Source organism: Microbacterium sp. LB12, assembly GCF_037150835.1.
In the GTDB taxonomy this organism is placed as follows: domain Bacteria; phylum Actinomycetota; class Actinomycetes; order Actinomycetales; family Microbacteriaceae; genus Microbacterium.
In genome coordinates, this window is sequence record NZ_JBBCPF010000002.1 from 181,470 (window position 1) to 198,853 (window position 17,384).

A 17,384-nucleotide genomic window follows, 5' to 3' on the forward strand; every position below is an offset into this window, starting at 1 on the left:
ATCGGTGCACGGCATCGTCGAGCGGTGGGACAATGGAGGCATGGCCCCCACCGATTCCCACCAGACCGTCGAAGCGACCGTGCGCCGTGTGCCGCGGTACGGCGTGCTCATGGGCATCGGCGTCGTGGTCGGCGTGATCGCCGCCGGCATCCTCACCTGGATCGGCAGCTACGAGGAGTCGCAGGCGCTCGACGTCGTCTATCCCCCCGGCCAGGTCTTCGGCTTCCTGCTGCTGTGGACGGTGCCGATCGGACTCGCTCTCGGCGGTATCGCGGGTCTCGTGCTGGAGCGCATCGCGCGTCGTCACGACCGCGTCGTCCGGGTCGACCGCGAGACCGTCGTCGACGAGGACTGACCCCGACCCTTCGGACGACCTACGCCAGCTCGGCGATCACCGGGCGGATCGCGGCGTCGAACGCCACGACGTCGCGACGCAGACCATCGGTCACCGCGACCGTGAGCGCACCGATCCACCAGATTCCCCGTTGCGAGAACGGCAGCACCTGCACGTTCAGCTCGAACGAATGCGCGCGGCGACCCACCTCGCGCTCGAACTCGGCGATCGCGCTCGCATAGGCGCGGTAGGCGTCACCGCCGGTGTGGCTCTTCATCGCATTCACGTAGCGGTCATGCGCGGCGCGGGCGAACAGGAGAGCGGATGCCGCGTGCGGGGCGATCGCCGCGGAGAGCGCCTCCGCCCCGGACGCCGGCAGCGCGACGAGCGTGTCGAAACCGTCGATGAGTTCGAGGGGCACGCCGGACGGATGCGCGCGCGGCTCGACCGTCATGTCCCAGTAGTCGCGCCACTGCGCCTCGACCGCAGGATCGGCGTCGATCGCATCCGGGGCCCGCACCGCGAGCTCCCGCAGCGGGGGAAGATCCTCCGGGGTGCGGATGCCGAGTGCCTGGCGCAACGCGAGCGCGACGAGCACCGGAACGCTCGCGTCTTCGCGGATGAGCCACTGCGGCTTGTCGGCCATGGCCCCATCGTAGGCGGCACGGGGGCCCGGATCCGAGAGTCATTCGAGCGGAGAGTCGGGGGGCCTGCGGGCGGTAGGCTGGAGGCGTGGCTGCCTCCCCCACCAATCCCTATTCCGAAGCCGGCGTCGACACCGCTGCAGGTGATCTCGCCGTCGAGCTGATGAAGTCCTCCGTGCGCGCGACGCACGGCCCCGAAGTGCTCGGCGGTGTCGGCGGCTTCGCCGGGCTGTTCGACGCCAGTGCGCTGCGCGACTTCCGCCGCCCGCTGCTCGCGACCAGCACCGACGGCGTCGGCACGAAGGTCGCGATCGCGCAGGCGATCGACAAGCACGACACGATCGGGCAGGACCTGGTCGGCATGGTCGTCGACGACATCGTCGTGGTGGGGGCCAAGCCCCTCTTCATGACCGACTACATCGCGTGCGGCAAGGTCGTCCCCGAGCGCATCGCCGACATCGTGCGCGGCATCGCCCAGGCATGTTCGGCCACGGGCACCGCGCTGGTCGGCGGCGAGACCGCAGAGCACCCCGGCTTGCTCGGCCCCCGCGACTACGACGTCGCCGGTGCGGCGACCGGTGTGGTCGAGGCCGACGCGATCCTCGGCGCCGAGCTCGTGCAGGACGGCGACGCGGTGATCGCGGTCGCCTCCAGCGGCCTGCACTCCAACGGCTACTCCCTCGTGCGCCACATCATCACCGGCGCCGGCATCTCCTACGGCGACAACGCCGCCGACTTCGGCACCACCTGGGGCGAGGCGCTCCTCGAGCCGACCCGCCTCTACACGCTGCCGCTGCTGCGTCTCATCGAGACCCTGTCCGGCGGCGTCCACGCACTCAGCCACGTCACCGGAGGCGGCATCGCGGCGAACCTCGCCCGCGTGCTCCCGCAGGGCAGCTGGGCCGAGGTCGACCGCAGCAGCTGGTCGCCGAGCCCGGTCTTCCGTGTGCTCAGCGACATCGCCGGCTCGACGCTGGAGTCCGCCGAGGGCACGTGGAACCTCGGCATCGGATTCCTCGCGGTGGTCGCCGCAGACAAGAAGGATGCCGCGATCGCGGCGCTGAACGCCGAGGGCATGCCCTCGTGGCAGGTCGGGACCGTGGGCTTCGGCCCGCGCCCGACCGGCGAATTCGAGCAGGGCGCCAAGGGCGTCGATGGTGGAGCGGTGCGCCTGGTCGGCGCCTACGCGGACGGAGCGAAGTAAGAGCCCATGTGCGGCATCGTCGGAATGGTGGGCTCTGCCCCGGTCAATCAGGACATCTACGACGCACTCCTGCTGCTGCAGCACCGCGGCCAGGACGCGACGGGAATCGCCACCGCCGAGGCGAACGGCGTGATGCACAACGCCAAGGCGCAGGGCATGGTGCGGGAGGCGTTCCGCACCCGTGACATGCGGGCGCTGCTCGGCAACGTCGGGCTGGGCCATGTGCGCTACGCCACCAAGGGCACGGCCTCCAACGAAGAGGAGATGCAGCCGTTCTACGTGAACGCGCCGTACGGCATCATCCTCATCCACAACGGCAACCTCACCAACACGCGGGAGCTCACGGCCGACATGGCCCAGCGCGACCGTCGTCACCTCAACTCCTCCAGCGACACCGAGTTGCTGTTGAACGTGCTCGCGGGTGAGCTGCAGAACACCACGTCGAGCGTCGACCTCGACCCCGAGCGCATCTTCGAGGCAGTCGCCCGCACGCACGAGCGCATCGAGGGCGCCTACGCCGTGATCGCCGTGATCGCCGGGTATGGTCTGCTCGCCTTCCGCGACCCGTTCGGCATCCGTCCGCTGATCCTCGGCCGTCGTCCTTCTACCGTCGTCGGCTCCGAGGGCAAGGACGAGTGGGTGGTCGCGAGCGAGTCGCTCGTGCTCGAGAACGGCGACTACGAGGTGGTCCGCGAGGTCGAGCCCGGCGAGGCGATCTTCATCACCAACGACGGCGAGCTGTTCTCCCAGCAGTGCGCCACCGCTGCGACGCTCGCGCCGTGCGCGTTCGAATACGTCTACCTCGCCCGTCCCGACTCCGTCATGAACGGCATCTCGGTGTACGAGTCGCGGCTGCGCATGGGCGACAAGCTCGCCGACACGATCGCCAAGCACGTGCCGATGGACAAGATCGACGTGGTCATGCCGATCCCCGACTCGTCGCGCCCCGCCGCCATGGAGGTCGCGCGCAAGCTCGGTATCGAGTACCGCGAGGGCTTCTACAAGAACCGGTACGTCGGCCGCACCTTCATCATGCCGGGGCAGGCGGTGCGCAAGAAGAGCGTGCGCCAGAAGCTCAACGCCATGTCGACCGAGTTCCAGGGCAAGAACGTGCTCCTGATCGACGACTCGATCGTGCGCGGGACGACGTCCAAGGAGATCATCCAGATGGCGCGGGATGCCGGCGCCGCCTCGGTGACGTTCGCCTCGGCCGCCCCGCCGGTGCGGCACCCGCACGTCTACGGCATCAACATGCCGTCCCGTCAGGAGCTCATCGCGCACGGGCGCACGATCCCGGAGATCGCGGAGGAGCTCGGCTGCGACCACCTCGTGTACCAGGAGGTCGAAGACCTCAAGGCGGCGATCATCGAGGGTTCGGTCCTGACCGATCTCGACATGAGCTGCTTCGACGGCCGCTACGTGACCGGCACCGTCTCGGATGAATACCTGGCCTGGGTGGAGGGGTCGCAGACCTCATGACGATGCCGAGTGCACGACCGCTGTGGCAGGGTCGGGCTCTCGCTCTCGTGGGGATCGTCCTGGTGGCGTTCTCGCTGCGCTCGGCGGTCGCCTCCCTCTCTCCCGTCATCGACCACGTCGCCGAGGACTTCCCGGTCTCGCCGGTCGTCATCGGTCTGATCGGTGCAGCGCCGCCGGTGTGCTTCGCGATCTTCGGTCTGCTGACCCCGCTGTTCGAGCGCCGGTTCGGTCTGGAGCGGATGGCGGTGGCCGCGATCACGCTGATGGCCCTCGGCCTGCTGCTGCGCGGGTTCGCGGTGGACGCGACGAGTCTGCTCGCCGCGACGGCCGTGGTGTTCGCGGGGGTCGGCTCGGGCAACGTGCTGCTGCCGCCGCTGGTGAAGAAGTACTTCCCGGATCGTCTCGGCATCATGATGACGCTGTACTCGACCACGATGGCGGTGTCGACCTTCCTGCCGCCGCTGGTCGCGGTGCCGGTGGCCGACTCGCTCGGGTGGCGGGTGTCGCTCGGCATGTGGGGCATCGTCGCAGGGATCGCGCTCGTGCCGTGGGTCGCGCTGCTGCTCAAGAACGGGTCGCGGGTCGACGAGCCGGTGCAGACCGAGCTCCTCGTTCCCGACCCCACCGACGGGGTCAACGACCTGCAGGATGCGGTGGCCGTGGCGACGGGACCGATCTCGACCTCGCCGGCGAACCGCCGTCAGTTCGCGCGGCTGTGGCGGCTGCCGCTCGCCTGGGCGCTCGCGATCGTCTTCGGGGCATCGTCGACCATGGCGTACGTCTCGTTCGCGTGGATGCCGACGATGCTCGTCGACATCGGCGGGGTCTCTCCCGCCACGGCCGGTTTCCTGCTCTCGCTGTTCGCGCTGATCGGACTGCCGTGCTCGCTGCTCGTGCCGATCCTCGTCGTGCGATTCCAGGCCACCAGGCCGCTGTTCCTCGTGGCTGTGGCCGGCGGCCTTGTCGGGCTCGCCGGGCTCCTCTTCGTCCCGACGGTCGCGCTGCCGCTGTGGGTCAGCATCTTCGGGCTCACGGCCATCATGTTCCCGCTCAGCCTCGTGCTGCTCAGCATCCGCGCGCGCACGCCCGAGACCGCGGTCGCGTTGAGCGGCTTCGTGCAGAGCATCGGCTACGCGATCGCGGCGACGTTCCCGCTGCTGATCGGCCTGCTCCACGAGACGACGGCCGGATGGCAGATCCCGCTCCTCGTCATCGCGGGCGTGCTCGTCGTGTCGATCCCGGCGGGCATGATCGCGGGGCGTCGCCGCACGGTCGAGGACGAGTGGGAGCACCGGCACGGCCGCTGGTGACTCACCCCGCCATGCGTTCACCGGCGGGCGAGAGCACCCACCAGATGCCGCCGACACCCTGCCCGTTCACGTCGCCCGCGGCGGCGTCTCCGGCGAAGTAGTAGAGCGGCCAGCCGTTCAGCGTCACCTGGGTGGAGCCGTCGGCGGTGGTGATGGTTCCGACATCGCCTGTCACACCCTGCAGTGCGGGAGCATCGCCGGTGGTCGTGAGCGGCGGCCAGTTCGTCAGGCACTGGCCGGTGCACGAGCTCGCGCCGGACCCCTGGGTGTCGTCGTCGAACATGTACAGGGTCTTCCCATCGGCGTCGACCACGATCTTCCCGAGTGTGGAGTCCGCGACCATCAGCGTGCCGGCGCCGGAGGATTCACTCGTGCTCGGTGCACTGGATTCCGACGACTGCCCGTAGCCGCCGCCGGTGTCGGATCCGCCGCCGGAACTGCCGCCGGACGACGAGCATCCCGCGACGACGAACGTCATGAGCAGTGCGGCGACCGCCGCCGTCTTCGAGAATCTGGTGAGCATGGTCGAACCTCCTGTGCCGGACCGCGGGTGCGGTCACCGGGTACACGACACGGCGGCGCGAAAGGTTCAGGATGCGTCCACGGCGGAGCGCATGAGCACGCGGCCCGAGTCGACCGCGCGGATCTCGACGGCGGAGATGCCGGACGCTGGGAGCTCGGTCCCCGCACTCAGTCGCGCGGTCGTTCCGGGATGTGCCCGCCACGTCGACAGCACGCTCTCGGTGCCGTCGTCGCCGATAACGACGAGGGCGTATGCCCATCCGTCGGCCGGGGCATCGCCCTCGGCTCCGTAGTCGCAGGTCATGTCGATCCGTGTGCCCCAGGCGACGTCCGTGAGCGTCACCGACGCTTCGAGCGGGGCATCGATCACCTGCTCCAGGGCGACCGTGGTGGACGGCGGCCGGAGCTGCGACGACACGATCGGCACCGCGACAGCGGCGACGACGATCGCCGCGGCGGCCGCGAGCCCGGCGATCCAGACACGGCGGCGGCGCTGCGCCCGTGCGGTGGCGAGAGACAGCACCCGGGCACGGTGCTCGGGGGCCGGCTCCTGCATGTCGGTCGCGCCCAGCAGGGATTCGGCGCGCTCCGGGGCGACGCGGGACAGCAGGCCGAGCGTCGGCGCGATCTCCCCGATCGCGGCACGGCACTGCGGGCAGTGCGCGAGGTGCGCCTCGTACTCGGCGCGGTCAGCGGCACTGAGAGCACCCAGGACGTACGCGGCATCCCACTCGGCGAAGCGTGCGTGGTCGGCGGTCATCGCGTCACCCCCTTCTCCTGCAGCCCGAGACGGAGCGCGCGGAGACCGTAGTGCAGCCTCGACTTCACGGTCCCCTCGGGGATGGTGAGCTCGGCGGCGATCTCCGCCACCGTGAGCCCGCGGTAGTACGCGCGGACGACGACATCGCGATGCTCCTCGGACAACGCGGCCAGCGCCTCTTCGATGAGGATCGCATCGAAGATCGCATCCGTCGCATCGCGCACGGCCGATTCCGGCGGCTCGTCCATCGCGATCTCACGGCGGTGGCGGGCGCTGCGCACCTCGTCGACCACGAGGTGCCGGGCGACCGTGTACATCCAGGATCGCGTGGACTCCGGATCGTCGGCGAGGATGCGCGGAGTGCGCCAGGCGCGCAGCAGGGTCTCCTGGACCACGTCGTCGGCGCCGGCCTGATCCCCGGTGAGGTGCACGACGTAGCGCCAGACGGGTGCCGCATGCGCGTCGTACAGCGCGCCGAGGCGTGCCGCATCGTCCTTCGGCATCAGGCACCTCCTTCGGGTCCTCCCTGGAGACACGAGACAGCGCAGCGGAAGGTTCACGTGAACCCTGCGTGCATCGATCGCGTGTCCTGAGTATGGACCTCTTCGAGATCGCCGGGCTCCCTCTCCACCCGCTCATCGTGCATGCCGTGGTCGTGCTGGTGCCGCTCACGGCGCTGGCCCTCATCCTGGGGGCGTTCGTCCCCGCCGCGAGGAAGCGACTCGGGATCGTGACGCCGGGCGCCGCCCTGGTCGTGCTCGCGCTCGTGCCCATCACGATGCTCGCCGGGGAGGACCTCGCGCGGCAGGTGGGACCGATCCCCGCCGTACTGCATCACGCGGACCTCGGAGGGATGCTCTGGCCGTGGGTGCTCGCGATGTTCGTGGTCGCCGCAGCGCAATGGTGCTGGTACCGGTTCGGCGATGCGCCCCGACGCACGGCGCGCGCGATCATCGCCGGTCTCGCGGTGGTGAGCGGTGCGGGCAGCACGGTGATGGTCGTGCTCATCGGCGAGGCCGGTGCCCGTGCCGTGTGGGGCGGATGATCGGGCACGACGAAACACCCGCACGTCGTGCGGGTGTTTCGAAGCAGATCAGGCGGTCAGGCCTTTTCTAGTTCGTCTTCGTCTTCGTCGGCATAGTCATCAGCCCACTTGTCGACGTATGCGTCTTCGTCGGTCGGGTGACCAAGCTCGCGCTCAAGAGCCGAGTAGTTCACCGACGGACTGTACGCCTTGAGTTCGCGGGCGATCTTTGTGTGTTTCGCCTTCTGACGGCCACGGCCCATGCGCGAGACCCCCTCACGAGTTAAGCGGCGGGGTTCGAGGCCCGCGGCATTTTTCACGACACCGGCTCGAGGCCGGTAAGAGTAGCATTCAGAATAGCACGCGGGTATGGCCCTCTGGCTGATGCCAGGCTGGTGAAGGGAACGATCATCATGACCGAGAACACCTCCACTCCGTCCGACGAAGCCGCACAGAACGCGGCGCTGCAGAAGGCCGTCATCGTCGGCATGCAGCTCGACCAGGACCGACACGTGATCGATGAGGCCGTGCGCTACGCGCGGCTGCTGCACGCGCCCCTCGTGGTCGCGCACGTCGACGTCACGCGCTTCGTGACCTACGAGGACCCGGACGGCTACGTGCATTCGGCGCCGATCGACATCAACTTCGATGCGGGCGCTGCCGAGTTCGAAGCCGTCGAGGCAGCTGCGGCCACGATGCTCGCGGGGACCGATGTGACCTGGACCGCCCGCCAGCTCGTCGGGGATCCGGCCCTGGCGATCAAGCAGCTCGCGAACAAGCTCGACGCGCAGCTGATCGTCGTCGGCACCCGCAAGCGCGGCATCGGCGAATCCATCCGGGAGTTCTTCACCGGCTCGGTGGCGGCACGACTGGCCCACCGTCAGCATCGCTCCGTGTTGGTCGTTCCGCTCGGGGAGTCCGTGCCGGACGAGCAGAAGGAGATCTGGCCGGAGTAGCGCAGACGGAAAGGGGCCCTGGCGATGAACGCCGGGGCCCCTTTCTGTGCCCGTCAACCCATGCGGATGATGATGCCGTGCCGTCGTGACGCCGCAGTCTCCGGCGCCGCGCCGGCGACGGGCCGCACGCCGTGGGGTGACGTCGCGATCGGCGGTGCCGATACGCGGGCGTCGCCCACCGGGGGTGTGCGCGGCGGTCCCGCGATCTCGGTCATGAGCCCGATGACCGCAGGGCGACCGTGACCCCTCGCGCCGCGTCGTCGAGGGCGTTCTCGAGCGTGGTCACGATCGACGGCGACAGCGTGCCGCCCTTCGCGATGTGGGTGCGCAGGTCGGTGCGCACCCGTGCGCGGAACGCGTTGATCACGGCATCCGCCCGATGCATCTCCTCGCGGCTCACCAGTCGGGAGTCGTCGGTCGCGGTGCGGGGGCGGCTCTTGGCGGCGCTGCGGTCTCCCTTCTCGGCGGCGGCGAGATCGGCGCGGAGGCTCTTCATCGCGTCCTGCACGCTCTGGCGCACCTCGCTCGCGATCAGCCGCACCGAATCCGTGAGCCCCGCTTCGATGCCGGCGAGGTCGCCCTCGCGCGACGCGAGCTCGGCCCGGCCGGCCTCCGTGATGGCGTAGATGGTGGTGCGGCCATCGACGGTCTTGGTCACCAGGCCCTCCTCCTCGAGCTTCGCGAGCCGGGGGTAGATGGTGCCGGCGCTCGGCGTGTAGGTGCCGCCCGTGCGGTCGGTCAGCGACTGGATGATGCCGTAGCCGTGCTGCGGCGCCTCGGCGAGGAGCGACAGCAGGTACAGGCGCAGGTCGCCGTGGGAGAAGACCGCGGGGCTCATGCTTCCCACTCCGCGTCGTCGGTGATGGAGGCCGGGGTGCGCCGGAGCACGGTCACGCCGCCCGAGACGGAGTTCGCCCGCAGGTCGACGAAGCGTCCCGCGAGCTCCCCGGTCGTGCCGGTGTAGTTGCTGGGCCCGGAGGTGCCGCGCTCGACGCCGTCGATCAGCAGTCGCCCGCTCAGCGAGCGGATCACGTAGTTCGCGGCGAGCGATTCGTCCAGGCGCACGGTCGTGCCGCCGGAGACCGAGTTGACGGTGATCGTGTTCACGTCGCCCGCGGCATCGACCAGCGTGGATCCGGAGACGATGTCGACCGTCGCGCGGCGCACGGCACCCGTGACGGCGACGTCGCCCGAGACGCTGTTCGCACTGATCGACCCGGTGAGACCGCGCACCTGCACGTCGCCCGAAACGGAGTTGACGGTGAGATCGCCGATGAGGGTGTCGACGATGATGTCGCCGGAGACCGTGTTGAGGCGGGCGTCGTTGCGCAGGCCCGAGACCAGCGCGCCGGCGCTGACGACGCCGAGGTTCAGCGCGATCGAGCGGGGGACCGCGACGCTCACCTCGGCGCGCGGGCCGCCCGAGCCGAAGTTGCGGAACACCTCGAGGAAGTTGTCCCAGCCGAGCTGGGGGTGGTCGATCTCGACCTCGCCGTCGTGGGACTCCACGCGGAGGTCCTTGGTGGTGACGCCGTGCACCTCGATGCGGATGCCCGGTTCGTCGTGGGCGATGATGTCGACCTGTCCGCCGACGAGGCCCACCTTCAGGCGGGTGACGGATTCGATGTCGATGACGCGTTCCTCGCCGGGGGCGATGAGCCACTTCTCGGTCATGTCTGCTTCTCCTGGGTTGAGGGATCACGATATATCGTGTGTTGTCACAATAACACGATATATCTCGATGTTGTCAACCCTCTCCTCGTGATCATCGGTCGCCAGAGCCGCAGCGCGTCCGTCCGGGCCGTGCGGAGCCGACCGGTAGTCTTCGACGGAAAGACTTCGAGGGGAGAAGATGTGGCCGGGCGATCGACGAAGCAGCCCATCGCCGACCGGATGTACGAGGTGCTGCTGCACCAGTTCATGTCGGGAGAGCGGGCAGCAGGGCAGAGCCTGAACATCGGTGCCCTGTCGCGCGAGCTGGATGTCAGTCAGACGCCGCTGCGGGAGGCGCTCGCACGTCTGGAGCACACCGGGCTCGTGCAGCGTGAGGCGCTGCGTGGCTACCGGGTGGCTCCGGTCATGACGCGCGAAGAGGTGGAGCAGCTGGGGGAGGCCCGCGTGCTGCTGGAGCCCCGGCTCGCGTTCGAGGCGGCGCAGCGGACGACGCCGGAGTTCCTGGAGGGGCTGCGCGAGGCGGTCGAGGACTTCCGCCGCTCGGCCGACGTCGCCGACACCGAGACCGAGAGCTTCGATCTCTACTGGCGCAGCGATGCGCGCTTCCACATGATGATCGCGGCGCAGTCGGGCAATGCCTTCCTCGAGATGTCGTACGCCGCACTCGGCGGGCAGATCCAGCGCTTCCGGCTGTTCTCGAAGTTCGGACGCACCGGCGCCGTGAGCGCGGCCCCCGAGCATGATGCCGTCTACCAGGCGATCGTGGCCGGCGACGCGGACGGCGCGGCCGAGGCGATGCGCCACCACATCGTCGGCGCGACCGAGAGGCTGCTCGAGGGCTGATCCGCCCCGCCGGTCTCCCGGATCTGCGCTATACTATTTTTTGTGATGGCGCAGAACGAGGGACCCAACTCGACGCCGACGACCGCGGCAGCGGGATCGTCGGGCTACGTGGCACGTCCGCTCGTGGAGGGGTTCCCCGGCAAGTCCCGCTCGCACGGCGCCTTCGGCTGGAGCAGTCTCTGGCTGCTCGACGACGGCGTGCGCCGCGTGCTCATCGACGCCGGCCAACCCGCCTACATCCCGCTCATCCACGCCGGCCTCGAACGTCTCGGCATGACGGCCGACGACGTGACCGACGTGCTGCTCACCCACATGCACTGGGATCACGTCTCGAACTTCCCGATGTTCGCCAACGCGACCACCTGGGTGGGCGAGAAGGAGCTGCGCTGGGCCGCGGATCAGCCCGCCGGCACACCTTTCATCCCCGACCTGCACGTGCAGGAGCTGCTGCGCCGTACCGGGCGGGTCGAGCGCATGGCCGCGGGCCAGGAAGTGCTTCCCGGCATCCACGCCGTCGACAGCGCCGGGCACACTCCGCACCACCTCGCGTTCTACCTCGATCGCGCTGCTGACCAGCGCGTGTTCGCGGGCGACGCGGTGAAGAACGTGTACGAACTCGCCACCGGACGGGTGGATTCCACGCTTGACGTCGACGCCAGCACCAGGACCATCGCCGCGCTGCGCTCGCTGCTGACCGACACCGGAGCGGCGCTCGTCCCCGGACACGATGCGGAACTGCGGTGGGACGGCCGCACCGCGCACCGTCAGCGCCCGCAGCGGGCGGAGATCGGGTTCTTCGCCGATCCATCGACGGGTGAAGAGGATCGCAGCATCGGCTGAGCCGCTGCCGGAGGAGAGGATGACGATGACGACTGTGCTGTACACCGGGGGGACCGGACGGATGGGCCGGGTGATCCGCGAAGGACTCGCCTCCCGCTACGACCGGGTCGTGCTGTTCGCGCGCTCCGACTCCGACGAGCCCCTCTTCCCCGGTGAGGAGGTCGTGATCGGCGACCTCGGCGACCTCGATGCCCTCACCGCGGCGGCCGAGGGCGTCGACGTCATCGTGCACCTCGGCGGCATCGCCGACGAAGCCCCGTACGACAGCATCCGTCGTGTCAACATCGACGGCACCCACCACGTGTACGAGGCGGCGCGACGCGCCGGAGTGCGCCGCGTCGTCTACGCCAGCTCGAACCACGTCGTCGGGTTCCACCCCGCGGCAGAAGTCCTCGACGAGAGCGCGCCGCTGCGCCCCGACACCTTCTACGGGGTGTCGAAGGCGTTCGGGGAAGCACTCGCCAGCCTGTACCACGACAAGTGGGGGATCGAGTCGGTGCTCGTGCGCATCGGCACCTTCCGCCCGGCTCCCGAGGACCGGCGTCAGCTCGCACTCTGGCTCAGCTGGCGCGACGGCGTCGAGCTCTTCCGCTGTGCGATCGAGAGCCCGCCCGTGGGATGCCAGGTCGTGTACGGCTGCTCGGCCAACACGGAGCGCTGGTGGAACGGCGACGCCGGATGGGCGGCCATCGGGTACGTCCCGCGCGACGACGCGGCCGACCACGCCGAGGCCGTGGACCTCGCCGCCCCCGCACCCACTCTGCACGGCGGCGCCTTCGCCGCCCCCGACTATGAAGGAGGAATCTGGTGACGACGACCGATTCCCACGACGTGCTCATCACCACGGCGTTCCTCGAACCCGGTGACGAGGTCGACCGGATGCTGCGCGCCGCCGGTCTCACGACCCGGCACGAGCCCGAGCTGGCCCAGCTGACGCCCGTGGACCGCGCCGACGCGCTGTCCGGAGCGCGCGCTATCATCGCCGGTACGCGGCCGCTGGGCGAGGAGGAGTTCGCACTCGCACCCGAGCTGCAGATCATCGTGCGCACCGGCGTCGGCTACGACAGCGTCGACGTGCCCGCTGCGACCGCGCGCCAGATCCCCGTGTGCGTGACCCCGGGCGCGAATCGCCAGGCGGTCGCCGAACACGTCTTCGCGCTCGCCCTGGCCTGCGCCCGTCGCATCCCCGAGAACGTCAGCAACCTGGCGGCGGGAACGTGGCAGCAGCTCAGCGGACGCGAGTTGCGCGGTGCCACCCTCGGCATCCTCGGACTGGGCTCGATCGGCAAGGCGGTCGCGACGATCGCCGCCGGCTTCGGCATGCACGTCGTCGCGTACGACCCGTACTTCGATGAGGAGTTCGCCGCAGCCCACGGCATCCGTCGCCGTGAGTTGGACGAGCTGCTGCGCGAGGCCGACTTCGTGACCCTGCACCTCTTCCTCGACGAATCCACCCGGAACCTCATCGACGCGCCCCGACTGGCGATGATGAAGGACGACGCGGTGCTCATCAACACGGCGCGCGGCGGGATCGTCGACGAGGATGCCCTCGTGGATGCCGTGCGCGAGGGGCGCATCGGCGGTGCCGCACTCGACGTGTTCGCCGACGAACCGCTCGGCGCATCGAGTCCGCTCCTGCACACTCCCGGCATCCTCGCCACGACGCACGTCGCCGGTGCCACCCGCGAGGCCCGCGGCGAGTCGGGCCGGATGGCCGCTCGCACCGTGATCGCGGCCCTCGGCGGCGCGGCCCCGGAGTTCGTGGTCAACCCCGACTACAGCGCGGTGACCGCATGATCGTCGAGAGCGCGTCGGGGCCGGTGCGTCTTGCCGCGAATCTGAAGTGGATGTTCACCGAACTGCCGTTCGTCGAGCGCTTCGACGCCGCCGCAGAGGCGGGCTTCACCGCGGTCGAGTTCGCCTCGCCGTACGAGCTCGCACCCGCGGAGGTGCGTCGCCTGCTCGACGACGCGGGCTTGAGGCAGATCCTCATCAACACGCCCGCCGGTGCGCCCGCCTCTGCCACGGCATCCGGTGCGGCGTATGTGCCCGGTGCGGAGCAGGAGTTCCGCGACGGCCTGCTGCGCGCGCTGGAGTACGCGGACGTGCTGGGCGCCGGCGTGGTGCACGCCATGGCCGGCATCAAGCCCGCCGACGCCGACGAGGACACCGCGTTCGCGACGTACCAGGCGAACATCTCCTGGGCGGCCGATCAGGCACGCGGCACGGGAGTGCGGCTGGCGCTGGAGGCGATCAACAAGCGCGATCAGCCCGGCTACGGCCTCGACTCGATGGAGACCGCCGCAGCCGTCGCGCGGGCCGTCGACCCGGAGACGGTCGGCGTGCTGTTCGACGTGTACCACGCGCAGGTCGACCGCGGGAACATCATCGAGCGGTTCGAGCAGCTGTTCCCCGTGATCGTGCACGTGCAGATCGCCGACAACCCCGGACGCGGCGAACCCGGCACCGGCGAGATCGCCTACGAACGCGTGCTCGACCGCATCGCCCAGAGCGGCTATCCCGGATGGATCGGCTGCGAGTACGGCCCCGTCGCGGGCACCCGCGAAGGGCTCTCCTGGATCGAGAGGATCATCCGATGACCGACCCGAGGATCGCGCTCATCAGCGCCACTCCCCTGGCGATCGCGCCGGCCGCGACGGCGATCACGGCCGCGCTGCCCACGGCGACCGTGTGGAACCTGCTCGACGACCGCCTGCTCGCGGACGCCCACGTCGAGGGGGGCATCACGGAACCGCTGGCCGCCCGGATGGACAGCCTGATCGAGCTCGCGCTCGCCGGGGGAGCGGATGGCGTGCTGCTCACCTGCTCGCAGTTCGGCGTGCGGGCCGACCGCCGTGACCCTGCTGTCGACGGGGCCGCCGTGCTCTCGGCAGACGGTCCGCTGTTCGCCGAGGCCGTCGCCGCCGCGCCCGCGCGCGTGCTGCTCGTGGCATCGCTGGAGTCGTCCGCGAGCGACAGCACGGCCCGGCTCGCCGCCGCCTTCGCCGCGGGCGGATCCTCGGCGCAGGTGCATCCGGTCGTGGTCTCCGCTGCCGCCGTCCCGCTGGCCGTTCCGGAGCTGATCGACGCCCTCGCCACCGCGATCGCCGCCGTCGACGAGCCCTACGACCTGATCGTGCTCGCCCAGTACTCGCTCGCGGCCGCAGCCGACGCCCTCGCCGACCGTTTCGGCGTGACCGTGCTCGACGGGCCCGCTGCGGCCGCGCGCCGCCTGACCGAGGCCTTGCGCGAGGACCCTCGATGATCGGTGTCATCGCCGACGACGTGACGGGGGCGACCGATGTCGCGGCAGCGCTCCGCCGTGCGGGGCTGCGCACCCTCCTCGCGCTCGGCACCGACCTCGACGATTCCGCGGTCACGGCCGACGCGATGGTGATCGGACTCAAGACGCGGTCCCTCCCCGCGGCCGACGCCGTGGCGCAGAGCCTCGACGCGCTCGCGGTGCTGCGGGAGCGCGGAGCCGACCGCATCTACGTCAAGTACTGCTCGACCTTCGACTCCACGGCCGAGGGCAACATCGGTCCGATCACCGAGGCGGTCGCGCAGGAGCTCGGCGCCGACCGGGTCGTGACGACTCCCGCCGCGCCCCTGCACGCTCGTACCGTGTACCGCGCGCATCTCTTCGTCGGCGACACGCTGCTCGCCGAGACCCACATGCGCGATCACCCGGTGACGCCGATGCGCGACTCCTCGGTGCTCCGACTGCTCGCGGCGCAGAGCACGGCGCCGGTGGCGACCGTATCACTCGACGTGGTGCAGCAGGGTGCCGGGGCGGTGCGTGACGTGCTCGACCGTGCGCGCGCGGACGGCGCCCTCCAGTTCGTGGCGGATGCCGTCACCGACGCCGATCTCGCCGTGCTCGCCGAGGTCGTCGCGGGCGACGCGCTCGTCGCCGGATCCGCCGGCCTGATCGGGGCGATCGCGCTGCGCGAGACGGCCGACGGCACGGTCGCACCGGCGCCGCCCGCGGGACGCACGGCGATCATCGCGGGCAGCTGCTCTCGCCGCACCCTCGAGCAGATCGACCGCTTCGTCGCGACGGGGAGCCCCGCCTTCCGCATCGCCGCCGAACCCGGCGACACCGCGGATCAACTCGCCTCGCGCGCGCTGGAGTGGTGGGATCGCCAACCCGCCGATGTGGCCGCCCTCCTCTACTCCTCCAGCCCCGCATCCGAGCGTCGTGACGACGTGCCCGGCGCCGGGGAGCTCTACGAGCGCACGGCGGGCCTCATCGCCGCACAGCTGTCGGACCGTGGTGTGACGCGCATGCTCATCGCCGGCGGTGAGACCTCGGGCGAGGTCATCCGCGCACTCGGCACCACCGTCGCGGTCGTGGGAGAGGAAGTCGCGCCGGGGGCGCCGTGGATCCACGACGAGCGACGCGATGTGCACCTGGTGCTCAAATCGGGCAACTTCGGCGACGAGGACCTGTTCGTGGAGGTCGCGCGCCAAGGACTCGCCGCATGACCGCCGGCCGCGCGATCGAACGCGTCGCACACTCCATCCACCGCCGCGGCCTCACCCACGGCCGCACCGGCAACCTCGCGGTGCGCGAGGGGGAGCACGTGCTGCTCACCCCGACGGGCGTCAGCCTCGCCGACGTCGACGCAGATCGGCTGTCGGTGGTGGCCCTCGACGGCACGCACCTCGATGGTCCGAAGCCCACGAAGGAGGCGTTCCTGCATGTCGCGATGCTGCGTGTGCGTCCCGACCTGAACGCCGTCGTGCACACGCACTCGGTGCACGCAGCCGCCGTCTCGTGTCTGGCCGACGTCGATGCCGACCATCCGATCCCACCCCTCACCGCTTACTACGGCATGCGTGTCGGGACGTTGCGGATGCTCCCCTACTTCGCGCCGGGCGACCCGGCCGCGACCGATGCGGTGGAAGAGGCGGCCCGCCGCACGCACGCCCTGCTGCTTCGCAATCACGGTCCCGTGGTCGCGGGCGTCGACCTCGACGCCGCGCTCGATGCACTGGAAGAGCTCGAGCACACCGCACAGCTGTTCTTCCTCACCCGCGGTCTCGCCACCGCCCCGCTCACCTCCGCGCAGCTGCACGCGTTCGCGGCACCTTCCGAAAGGACTCCCTCGTGATCACCCTGTACAGCGGCCTCGTCGTCCAGAAGCCTCTCGTCGAACAGATCATCCCGGCGTTCGAGCGCGAGACGGGCGCCCGCATCGATGCGACGTTCGAGCCCACGACCGTCCTCCTGGAGCGCATCGCCGCGGGTGAGCGTCCCGACCTGGTGCTCGGGGTGTCGTCGTCGGTCACCGACCTCGCCCAGCGCGGAGTGCTCGATCCCGCCCAGGTCGCGGAGATCGCGGTCTCGTCCGTGGGATTCGCACGGCTCGACGGGTCACCGGCACCGGTCGACGACTCGGCGACGGCCTTCCTCGACTACCTCCTCGCCGCCCGGGCTGTGGCCTACACGCTCAGCGGCGCGAGCGGCGTGCACTTCATGAAGATGCTGCGCGAGCGCGACCTGCTGGAGCGCCTCGATGAACGCGCGGTCCGCTGCGAGGCGGGTCTCACGGTGGAGGCGCTGCTCGACGGCCGGGCGGATGTCGCGGTCCAGCAGGTGAGCGAGCTGCGGTCGGTCGCAGGGCCCCAGCTCGTCGAGCCGATCCCCCATGAACTGCAGTCCTACGGACGCTTCGCCGTCGGCGCCCGCCCCGGAGCCGGGGACGACGCGGCACGATTCGTCACCCTCCTGACCGAGAAGTCGACGCAGGACGCGTTCGCCGCGTTCGGGCTGTCGCGCCCCTGACCC

The 17,384-nt window shown here is 70.3% G+C and carries 23 protein-coding genes; 15 read left to right on the plus strand and 8 right to left on the minus strand.

All coding sequences use genetic code 11. The features are described 5' to 3' along the window. Positions 1-40 precede the first annotated feature (40 nt). On the plus strand, positions 41-355 hold the full coding sequence (locus WFM69_RS05375; RefSeq protein ID WP_337002447.1) for a potassium transporter Trk: 315 nt from the start codon (positions 41-43) through the stop codon (positions 353-355). Between the two features lie 19 nt (positions 356-374). Here WFM69_RS05375 and WFM69_RS05380 read toward each other — a convergent pair whose 3' ends face one another. Further along, positions 375-980, minus strand: coding sequence for a zinc-binding alcohol dehydrogenase (locus WFM69_RS05380; RefSeq protein WP_337002449.1), 606 nt, complete (start codon positions 978-980; stop codon positions 375-377). An 86-nt stretch (positions 981-1,066) separates the two neighbouring features. On the opposite strand from WFM69_RS05380, the gene purM reads away from it, so the two are divergent. The 3 genes from purM to WFM69_RS05395 are packed head-to-tail and all read left to right on the plus strand — an operon-like array spanning position 1,067 to position 4,971. Then, positions 1,067-2,182: a phosphoribosylformylglycinamidine cyclo-ligase gene (purM, locus tag WFM69_RS05385; RefSeq protein ID WP_337002451.1), complete on the plus strand. Its 1,116-nt coding sequence runs from the start codon at positions 1,067-1,069 to the stop codon at positions 2,180-2,182. Between the two features lie 6 nt (positions 2,183-2,188). Then, positions 2,189-3,661, plus strand: coding sequence for an amidophosphoribosyltransferase (purF, locus tag WFM69_RS05390; protein WP_337002453.1), 1,473 nt, complete (start codon positions 2,189-2,191; stop codon positions 3,659-3,661). Next, on the plus strand, positions 3,658-4,971 hold the full coding sequence (locus WFM69_RS05395; RefSeq protein WP_337002455.1) for an MFS transporter: 1,314 nt from the start codon (positions 3,658-3,660) through the stop codon (positions 4,969-4,971). Before purF ends, WFM69_RS05395 begins: the two co-directional genes overlap by 4 nt. Before the next feature lies 1 nt (position 4,972). On the opposite strand, the gene WFM69_RS05400 is transcribed toward WFM69_RS05395, so the two are convergent. The 3 genes from WFM69_RS05400 to WFM69_RS05410 form a co-directional block, all read right to left on the minus strand. Continuing rightward, positions 4,973-5,494, minus strand: a complete 522-nt coding sequence (locus WFM69_RS05400) for a COG4315 family predicted lipoprotein (RefSeq protein WP_337002457.1) — start codon at positions 5,492-5,494, stop codon at positions 4,973-4,975. A 66-nt stretch (positions 5,495-5,560) separates the two neighbouring features. Further along, the gene (locus WFM69_RS05405; protein ID WP_337002458.1) at positions 5,561-6,253 is read right to left on the minus strand and encodes a zf-HC2 domain-containing protein; all 693 of its coding nucleotides are present in this window, start codon (positions 6,251-6,253) and stop codon (positions 5,561-5,563) included. Beyond that, the gene (locus WFM69_RS05410; RefSeq protein WP_337002460.1) at positions 6,250-6,756 is read right to left on the minus strand and encodes a sigma-70 family RNA polymerase sigma factor; all 507 of its coding nucleotides are present in this window, start codon (positions 6,754-6,756) and stop codon (positions 6,250-6,252) included. Before WFM69_RS05410 ends, WFM69_RS05405 begins: the two co-directional genes overlap by 4 nt. A 92-nt stretch (positions 6,757-6,848) precedes the next feature. Between WFM69_RS05410 and WFM69_RS05415 the strand changes: the two genes are divergently transcribed. Beyond that, positions 6,849-7,298, plus strand: a complete 450-nt coding sequence (locus WFM69_RS05415) for a DUF2231 domain-containing protein (protein WP_337002462.1) — start codon at positions 6,849-6,851, stop codon at positions 7,296-7,298. A 56-nt stretch (positions 7,299-7,354) separates the two neighbouring features. On the opposite strand, the gene WFM69_RS05420 is transcribed toward WFM69_RS05415, so the two are convergent. Beyond that, a complete protein-coding gene (locus tag WFM69_RS05420) occupies positions 7,355-7,540 on the minus strand; it encodes a DUF3073 domain-containing protein (RefSeq protein WP_029259537.1) in 186 nt (61 codons plus the stop codon). A gap of 150 nt (positions 7,541-7,690) precedes the next feature. Here WFM69_RS05420 and WFM69_RS05425 point away from each other — a divergent pair, with 150 nt between their 5' ends. After that, positions 7,691-8,233 carry a universal stress protein gene (locus WFM69_RS05425; protein WP_337002464.1) on the plus strand — a complete coding sequence of 181 codons (543 nt, stop codon included), beginning with the start codon at positions 7,691-7,693 and terminating at the stop codon, positions 8,231-8,233. A gap of 53 nt (positions 8,234-8,286) precedes the next feature. Here the strand turns inward: WFM69_RS05425 and WFM69_RS05430 are convergent, their stop codons facing one another. Genes WFM69_RS05430 through WFM69_RS05440 form a run of 3 tightly spaced genes read right to left on the minus strand, consistent with a single transcriptional unit; the run spans position 8,287 to position 9,907 of the window. Further along, positions 8,287-8,448, minus strand: a complete 162-nt coding sequence (locus tag WFM69_RS05430; RefSeq protein ID WP_337002466.1) for a hypothetical protein — start codon at positions 8,446-8,448, stop codon at positions 8,287-8,289. Beyond that, a complete protein-coding gene (locus WFM69_RS05435) occupies positions 8,445-9,071 on the minus strand; it encodes a PadR family transcriptional regulator (protein WP_337002468.1) in 627 nt (208 codons plus the stop codon). The genes WFM69_RS05430 and WFM69_RS05435 overlap by 4 nt, the downstream gene beginning before the upstream one ends. Continuing rightward, positions 9,068-9,907: a DUF4097 family beta strand repeat-containing protein gene (locus WFM69_RS05440; protein WP_337002470.1), complete on the minus strand. Its 840-nt coding sequence runs from the start codon at positions 9,905-9,907 to the stop codon at positions 9,068-9,070. The genes WFM69_RS05435 and WFM69_RS05440 overlap by 4 nt, the downstream gene beginning before the upstream one ends. A gap of 180 nt (positions 9,908-10,087) precedes the next feature. Between WFM69_RS05440 and WFM69_RS05445 the strand changes: the two genes are divergently transcribed. From WFM69_RS05445 to WFM69_RS05485, 9 genes are read left to right on the plus strand one after another with little or no spacing between them, the layout of a single operon-like run. Further along, entirely contained in the window at positions 10,088-10,750 is a 663-nt protein-coding gene (locus tag WFM69_RS05445; protein ID WP_337002472.1) for a GntR family transcriptional regulator, read from the plus strand. A gap of 45 nt (positions 10,751-10,795) precedes the next feature. Next, positions 10,796-11,590, plus strand: coding sequence for an MBL fold metallo-hydrolase (locus WFM69_RS05450; protein ID WP_337002474.1), 795 nt, complete (start codon positions 10,796-10,798; stop codon positions 11,588-11,590). 25 nt (positions 11,591-11,615) lie between these two features. Beyond that, entirely contained in the window at positions 11,616-12,401 is a 786-nt protein-coding gene (locus WFM69_RS05455; protein WP_337002476.1) for an NAD-dependent epimerase/dehydratase family protein, read from the plus strand. Then, the gene (locus tag WFM69_RS05460; RefSeq protein ID WP_337002478.1) at positions 12,398-13,387 is read left to right on the plus strand and encodes a phosphoglycerate dehydrogenase; all 990 of its coding nucleotides are present in this window, start codon (positions 12,398-12,400) and stop codon (positions 13,385-13,387) included. The genes WFM69_RS05455 and WFM69_RS05460 overlap by 4 nt, the downstream gene beginning before the upstream one ends. Continuing rightward, a complete protein-coding gene (locus WFM69_RS05465) occupies positions 13,384-14,190 on the plus strand; it encodes a hydroxypyruvate isomerase family protein (RefSeq protein ID WP_337002480.1) in 807 nt (268 codons plus the stop codon). Before WFM69_RS05460 ends, WFM69_RS05465 begins: the two co-directional genes overlap by 4 nt. Then, positions 14,187-14,855, plus strand: coding sequence for a hypothetical protein (locus WFM69_RS05470; protein ID WP_337002482.1), 669 nt, complete (start codon positions 14,187-14,189; stop codon positions 14,853-14,855). The genes WFM69_RS05465 and WFM69_RS05470 overlap by 4 nt, the downstream gene beginning before the upstream one ends. Beyond that, a complete protein-coding gene (otnK, locus tag WFM69_RS05475; RefSeq protein ID WP_337002484.1) occupies positions 14,852-16,078 on the plus strand; it encodes a 3-oxo-tetronate kinase in 1,227 nt (408 codons plus the stop codon). The genes WFM69_RS05470 and otnK overlap by 4 nt, the downstream gene beginning before the upstream one ends. Further along, a complete protein-coding gene (locus tag WFM69_RS05480; RefSeq protein WP_337002486.1) occupies positions 16,075-16,707 on the plus strand; it encodes a class II aldolase/adducin family protein in 633 nt (210 codons plus the stop codon). The genes otnK and WFM69_RS05480 overlap by 4 nt, the downstream gene beginning before the upstream one ends. Beyond that, the gene (locus WFM69_RS05485; protein WP_337002488.1) at positions 16,704-17,381 is read left to right on the plus strand and encodes a substrate-binding domain-containing protein; all 678 of its coding nucleotides are present in this window, start codon (positions 16,704-16,706) and stop codon (positions 17,379-17,381) included. Before WFM69_RS05480 ends, WFM69_RS05485 begins: the two co-directional genes overlap by 4 nt. The last annotated feature ends 3 nt before the right edge of the window (positions 17,382-17,384 follow it).

Excerpts from the sequence above, each read along its gene's own strand:
- WFM69_RS05395 (WP_337002455.1), top strand. The coding sequence starts at position 3,658 with ATGACGATGCCGAGTGCACGACCGCTGTGGCAGGGTCGGGCTCTCGCT.
- WFM69_RS05380 (WP_337002449.1), bottom strand. The coding sequence starts at position 980 with ATGGCCGACAAGCCGCAGTGGCTCATCCGCGAAGACGCGAGCGTTCCG.
- WFM69_RS05440 (WP_337002470.1), bottom strand. The coding sequence starts at position 9,907 with ATGACCGAGAAGTGGCTCATCGCCCCCGGCGAGGAACGCGTCATCGAC.
- WFM69_RS05410 (WP_337002460.1), bottom strand. The coding sequence starts at position 6,756 with ATGCCGAAGGACGATGCGGCACGCCTCGGCGCGCTGTACGACGCGCAT.
- WFM69_RS05450 (WP_337002474.1), top strand. The coding sequence starts at position 10,796 with ATGGCGCAGAACGAGGGACCCAACTCGACGCCGACGACCGCGGCAGCG.
- WFM69_RS05465 (WP_337002480.1), top strand. The coding sequence starts at position 13,384 with ATGATCGTCGAGAGCGCGTCGGGGCCGGTGCGTCTTGCCGCGAATCTG.
- WFM69_RS05430 (WP_337002466.1), bottom strand. The coding sequence starts at position 8,448 with ATGACCGAGATCGCGGGACCGCCGCGCACACCCCCGGTGGGCGACGCC.
- WFM69_RS05400 (WP_337002457.1), bottom strand. The coding sequence starts at position 5,494 with ATGCTCACCAGATTCTCGAAGACGGCGGCGGTCGCCGCACTGCTCATG.
- WFM69_RS05425 (WP_337002464.1), top strand. The coding sequence starts at position 7,691 with ATGACCGAGAACACCTCCACTCCGTCCGACGAAGCCGCACAGAACGCG.
- WFM69_RS05470 (WP_337002482.1), top strand. The coding sequence starts at position 14,187 with ATGACCGACCCGAGGATCGCGCTCATCAGCGCCACTCCCCTGGCGATC.
- WFM69_RS05405 (WP_337002458.1), bottom strand. The coding sequence starts at position 6,253 with ATGACCGCCGACCACGCACGCTTCGCCGAGTGGGATGCCGCGTACGTC.
- WFM69_RS05435 (WP_337002468.1), bottom strand. The coding sequence starts at position 9,071 with ATGAGCCCCGCGGTCTTCTCCCACGGCGACCTGCGCCTGTACCTGCTG.
- WFM69_RS05480 (WP_337002486.1), top strand. The coding sequence starts at position 16,075 with ATGACCGCCGGCCGCGCGATCGAACGCGTCGCACACTCCATCCACCGC.
- WFM69_RS05455 (WP_337002476.1), top strand. The coding sequence starts at position 11,616 with ATGACGACTGTGCTGTACACCGGGGGGACCGGACGGATGGGCCGGGTG.
- purF (WP_337002453.1), top strand. The coding sequence starts at position 2,189 with ATGTGCGGCATCGTCGGAATGGTGGGCTCTGCCCCGGTCAATCAGGAC.
- WFM69_RS05375 (WP_337002447.1), top strand. The coding sequence starts at position 41 with ATGGCCCCCACCGATTCCCACCAGACCGTCGAAGCGACCGTGCGCCGT.
- otnK (WP_337002484.1), top strand. The coding sequence starts at position 14,852 with ATGATCGGTGTCATCGCCGACGACGTGACGGGGGCGACCGATGTCGCG.
- WFM69_RS05420 (WP_029259537.1), bottom strand. The coding sequence starts at position 7,540 with ATGGGCCGTGGCCGTCAGAAGGCGAAACACACAAAGATCGCCCGCGAA.
- WFM69_RS05415 (WP_337002462.1), top strand. The coding sequence starts at position 6,849 with ATGGACCTCTTCGAGATCGCCGGGCTCCCTCTCCACCCGCTCATCGTG.